3 protein-coding genes are annotated in these 909 nt (G+C 38.2%); all 3 read right to left on the reverse strand.

Translation table 11 applies throughout. From position 1 onward, the window contains the following. Window positions 1-184: 184 nt before the first annotated feature. The 3 genes from V514_RS20150 to V514_RS0117815 all read right to left on the reverse strand — a co-directional run bounded on the left by V514_RS20150 (window position 185) and on the right by V514_RS0117815 (window position 888). Entirely contained in the window at window positions 185-325 is a 141-nt protein-coding gene (locus tag V514_RS20150; RefSeq protein WP_081715100.1) for a YvrJ family protein, read from the reverse strand. Between the two features lie 8 nt (window positions 326-333). Next, window positions 334-480: a hypothetical protein gene (locus V514_RS20490; protein ID WP_161630220.1), complete on the reverse strand. Its 147-nt coding sequence runs from the start codon at window positions 478-480 to the stop codon at window positions 334-336. Between the two features lie 165 nt (window positions 481-645). Next, the gene (locus V514_RS0117815) at window positions 646-888 is read right to left on the reverse strand and encodes a DUF2922 domain-containing protein (protein WP_029501139.1); all 243 of its coding nucleotides are present in this window, start codon (window positions 886-888) and stop codon (window positions 646-648) included. Window positions 889-909: the final 21 nt, after the last annotated feature.

The following is a 909-nucleotide window of genomic DNA, read 5'->3' on the forward strand; positions in this document are numbered from 1 at the left end:
AATGCAATTAAATGATAACGATATGTCTCAATTGTATTAAATGCTTTACCTTCGTACTCTAAGTGCTGCAGATATTTATTAATTGATAGCATTAAAGTCCCCCTTGTGTCGCATATTTAAATATATGTTGTATCAAAAACACGCTTCTCGAGCTCATGAGCGATTTCTGAGAGCCAGAACGTGATTAGTCTTTCTCAAATTGATTCGTCAATTTTGCAATGCTTTCAGTCAGTAGCTCTAACTTTTTTTCCATTCGAACTAGCAAATAGATTGCCAGCAAAAATGAAAATCCGTAGTCGAGATAGTTGAATAGCTCTTCCATCATTTCTCCTCCTATTCTTCTTCAAATGTAAAATCACTTTCGGTGCCGTCCGCCGATACGTTGATCCGCAGCAAATCACCAAAATTTTCACCACATTTTTTGCATAAGTCGATCGTACCCATTAAAAATTTGCCATCCAATGCGTTGTAAATAAACATTTTAAAATAAATATCGCGTACCCGATCGCAACACTCGCACTTTTTATAATTTGTGTGTGCTAACGACATGATTTTAAAACGATTTTTTTTAGCAGTGATAAGCGCCTCCTCCCTTCTTCAATCAATAAAAATAAAAAAAGCCAGGCCAGCGCCTAGCTTTAGGTCCTAGCTAATTACGATACCAAAATCTTTTGTGAGCTTTTCGATCGTGACTGCGCCTTTAATCTCGGGTTTCGAGATTTGTCGAAAAGGTCGTAAGTCAACAAAAGTTTGCATGACCGCTTGTACATCAGCAGCCGTAAGTGTCGGTTTCGGGTTTGAGATGCTTAGCGTGCGATCTTTTTTGTTATCCGCATCGTAAAATTTCATGACCAAAACCTTTGTCAACGTCTCTTTTTGAGTAGCCATATTGGGGACCTCCCTTCTTTA

The sequence above is a fragment of the Kurthia huakuii LAM0618 genome (genome assembly GCF_000505545.1).
GTDB lineage: Bacteria > Bacillota > Bacilli > Bacillales_A > Planococcaceae > Kurthia > Kurthia huakuii.